The following is a 3,425-nucleotide window of genomic DNA, read 5'->3' as shown; positions in this document are numbered from 1 at the left end:
GTTCGAATATGTTGCATAGACGGTTATGTTGCGGCCAAGCCTATAGATCAGTTCAATCGCCTTTTCGGGTCGCATATAGGCAACATAATTTTCATCGGTGCGCCCTGCCTGCATGGTTGCGTCTCCAACATCAAGGAGACGTACAAATGTTCGATGAACTCTTCCTGCTTGAGCGAACTGCGTCAAAGCACCGTTCGGCGCCCTTCGCAGAAGAGCGGGTTAGCTATCTCCGGCATCTCAAACAAATGGGTACGAGCCGGCGCACACTTCTCATACGAGTCAATGATCTGCTGAATGTTGTTCGGCTTTTGGACCTTGTTCCCGGTGATAAGGTCAGCTTAGAGCGGATCAAGGCAGCGGCGGCGGCATGGTCGCAACCAGGCGGCCGCAGATGGAAGCGAGCTGCATCGCCAAAGTCGCGACAGCGATTCATTTTCTGCGCAACCCAATGGCTAGCATTTCTCGGCTGGTTTGATGAACATCGTAAAATTCGCCATCCCTACGGGTATGCCGTAGACGACTATGCTGTTTGGCTAGGTTCGGTCCGAGGGCTGGCAGGGTCGACAATCGAACGTCACCGCAGATTAGCCGATAATTTTCTCAGGTGGCTTGCCACAACCGGTGTTCTCTTCCGTGAGTTGAGTAGCACCGATATCGATAACTACTTCGCTTCCCCGGAGGTATGCGCCACCTGCAGCCGCATGACGATCCATGCCGTGGCGCGAAGTTTGCGTGTCTTCTTTCGCTTTGGCGGAGACAACGATCTGTGTCCGCGAGCGCTGTGGGCTGGCATCCTGCCACACCGATTTACGCCCAACGAGACAATCCCCAGGGGTCTAAAGCGGCAAGACGTGATCCGTTTGCTGGCCACGACAGAAGGCAATGGCCGATCTGACAAGCGGGACCGTGCAATACTGATGCTGCTCATCGCTTATGGTCTACGAGCCGGCGAGGTCGCTCAACTCCAACTCGACGATTTTGACTGGGACAACGAACTGCTGCGGGTCCATCGCCCAAAAACAGGCCGTACGCAGTTCTATCCGCTTTCACAGAGCGTGGGCCAAGCCGTTATTCGATACATTCGAGACGTACGGCCCTCGGGATTTGGAAGATCTCTATTTTTCACCCTGGTTGCGCCAGTTCGGCCGATCCGGCGAGGTTCGCTCGGTTCCATCGTTAAACATCGCCTCAGCTGCGTTGGCATTTCCTCGGGTCACCGGGGGACACATGCGTTGCGGCACGCCGCTGCACAACATCTTTTGGATCAGGGCCTCGCTATGAAGGTGATCGGAGATTTTCTGGGTCATCGCAATGCAACCAGCACTGCCATCTACGCCAAGATTGACCTCAATTCCCTTCGCGAGGTCGGCAACTTCAACTTGGGGGAACTCGCATGATGCTCCGCGACGTGGTCGAACGATACATTACATGGCGGCGGGCGCATGGTGCAAAATTCATAACCGGGGGCCGGCTGCTGCGTCTTTTCCTCAAAAGCGTTGACGGGAACGCTCCTTGTGATGCCGTCAGCCGAGTTCAGGTTCTCGCATTTCTGGCAGGCAGGGGCCTACTGACGCGCCACCGCCAGAACAAGTACTGCACGCTCAACGGCTTCTACCGCTATGCAATCAGCCGCGGCCATGCCAGCAGCTCGCCATTGCCCGATGACGAACCGCGACCGCCTAAGTCCGCTCTGCCGCACATCTATTCTCGCGAAGAACTGAAGCGGCTTTTCGATCCCAGAACCATGAAGTTGACCAAGCGTAGGAGGGGACACCTGGATGCCGTGACATTCCGCACATTGCTCTTCCTGCTCTACGGAGCGGGTTTGCGCCTTGGCGAGGCATCACGGCTGGCGACGTCAGATGTAGATTTGGCGCAGGGCATTTTGACTATACGGGACGCCAAATCCTACAAGAGCCGGCTCGTCCCGATCGGTCCAGATTTACGCCGCATCCTGAAGAAGTACACGTCGATCCGGACGACGTTCTCCATCGAACAGAGGAGAAGCGCGTTCTTCCTGACAACCAGGGCGGGAGCTCCTCTTGCCCCCAGCACCGTCCAGGCGGCGTTTGATCAATTGCGCCTTTCGGTCGGCATTGATGGCAGAAGCACTGCGATGCGCAAACCACGCCTCCATGATCTGCGCCACACCTTCGCCGTGCATCGGCTTACCGACTGGTATCGTCGAGGAGAAGATGTCCAGCGGCTGTTGCCCGTGCTCTCCACTTATCTCGGCCATACCGACCTGGAGGGCACGAAGGTCTATCTACCAATGACACCAGAGTTGCTGCAGCAGGCATCATCCCTCTTCGCAGGCTATGCGATGGGAGGCGGCAATGCGTGATCTTACATCGTTAGGACCTTGGCTTCGCCGCTTTCTCTGCGAGTACATCGTCACCGAGCGCAACCTCGCTCGAAACACCCAGGCGAGCTATCGAGATACGTTCCGGCTGTTGCTACCCTTTGTCAGCCGGAAGTTGCGTAAGCCGGTTGATCGCTTGGCGGTAACCGATCTGACATCCAAGCACGTGCTGGAATTCCTCGCCCACCTCGAAGATTATCGTGGTTGCTCACCGCAGACACGCAATCAGCGCCTAGCCGCTGTCCGGTCCTTTGCCCGCTTCGTCGCCAGTCGAGATCCAGCGCATGTTGAATGGTGTGGTCATATCCGGGCGATTGTGTCGAAGAAAGCAACGGCGCAACCGGTAGGGTGGCTCACCCAAGCGGAAATGGATGCATTGCTCAGAGTTCCCGACCGAAAGACTCGTCAGGGCCAGACGGAGCATGCCCTGCTACTCTTCCTCTACAACACCGGAGCCCGTGTTTCCGAGGCAATACAAATGAAGGTCCGTGATCTTCAGATCGATCGATCGGTTCATGACCATGCGCTCGTCACCCTTCGTGGAAAGGGCGGCAAGGTCCGCCAGTGCCCCCTATGGCCGGAAACCAAGCGCGCATTGGCTGCAGTAGCTACCGGACGAGCTGCGGATGACATCGTCTTCCTAAGTAGGCTCCGACAACCATTCACGCGCTTTGGCGTCTACTGGCTGGTGGAGCGGTGCGCAGCCCAAGTAACCGGGTTGCCGGAACGAAAGGTTACTCCCCATGTGATCAGGCACACGACCGCTTGTCATCTGGTTCACGCTGGCGTCGATATAAACACCGTCCGCGCCTGGCTTGGCCACGTCTCGATCAACACGACCAATATATACGCCGAGATCGATCTCAAGCTGAAAGCAAAGGCCTTGGCACTCTGCGATATTGGCGGCGTACCAACACATCGCCCTTGGCGAGAGGACAAGAATTTGATGGCTTTCCTGAACGCCCTTTAGCCAGAAAATTAGGTTGCGGCGCTGGGTGAACTTTAGCTGATCAGCCAAGCTACGATCACGTCGCCGCAACATAACCGTCTACGCAACATATTC

At 56.6% G+C, this 3,425-nt stretch carries 3 protein-coding genes; all 3 read left to right on the top strand.

What is annotated here, in order from left to right; translation table 11 throughout:
• Window positions 1–146 precede the first annotated feature (146 nt).
• Genes FFS37_RS35565 through FFS37_RS35555 form a run of 3 tightly spaced genes read left to right on the top strand, consistent with a single transcriptional unit; the run spans window position 147 to window position 3,332 of the window.
• Window positions 147–1,397, top strand: a complete 1,251-nt coding sequence (locus FFS37_RS35565) for a tyrosine-type recombinase/integrase (protein WP_137902232.1) — start codon at window positions 147–149, stop codon at window positions 1,395–1,397.
• Window positions 1,394–2,344 carry a tyrosine-type recombinase/integrase gene (locus tag FFS37_RS35560; RefSeq protein WP_137902233.1) on the top strand — a complete coding sequence of 317 codons (951 nt, stop codon included), beginning with the start codon at window positions 1,394–1,396 and terminating at the stop codon, window positions 2,342–2,344. Before FFS37_RS35565 ends, FFS37_RS35560 begins: the two co-directional genes overlap by 4 nt.
• Window positions 2,337–3,332, top strand: coding sequence for a tyrosine-type recombinase/integrase (locus FFS37_RS35555; protein WP_137902234.1), 996 nt, complete (start codon window positions 2,337–2,339; stop codon window positions 3,330–3,332). The genes FFS37_RS35560 and FFS37_RS35555 overlap by 8 nt, the downstream gene beginning before the upstream one ends.
• The last annotated feature ends 93 nt before the right edge of the window (window positions 3,333–3,425 follow it).

It is taken from the genome of Mesorhizobium comanense (assembly GCF_005503535.1).
In the GTDB taxonomy this organism is placed as follows: Bacteria; Pseudomonadota; Alphaproteobacteria; order Rhizobiales; family Rhizobiaceae; genus Mesorhizobium; species Mesorhizobium comanense.
The sequence above is the reverse complement of the archived record's forward strand: the minus strand, read 5'-3'. Positions and strand labels throughout refer to the sequence as shown.

Coding starts and splice junctions, on each gene's coding strand:
- FFS37_RS35565 (WP_137902232.1), top strand. CDS start 147: ATGTTCGATGAACTCTTCCTGCTTGAGCGAACTGCGTCAAAGCACCGT.
- FFS37_RS35560 (WP_137902233.1), top strand. CDS start 1,394: ATGATGCTCCGCGACGTGGTCGAACGATACATTACATGGCGGCGGGCG.
- FFS37_RS35555 (WP_137902234.1), top strand. CDS start 2,337: ATGCGTGATCTTACATCGTTAGGACCTTGGCTTCGCCGCTTTCTCTGC.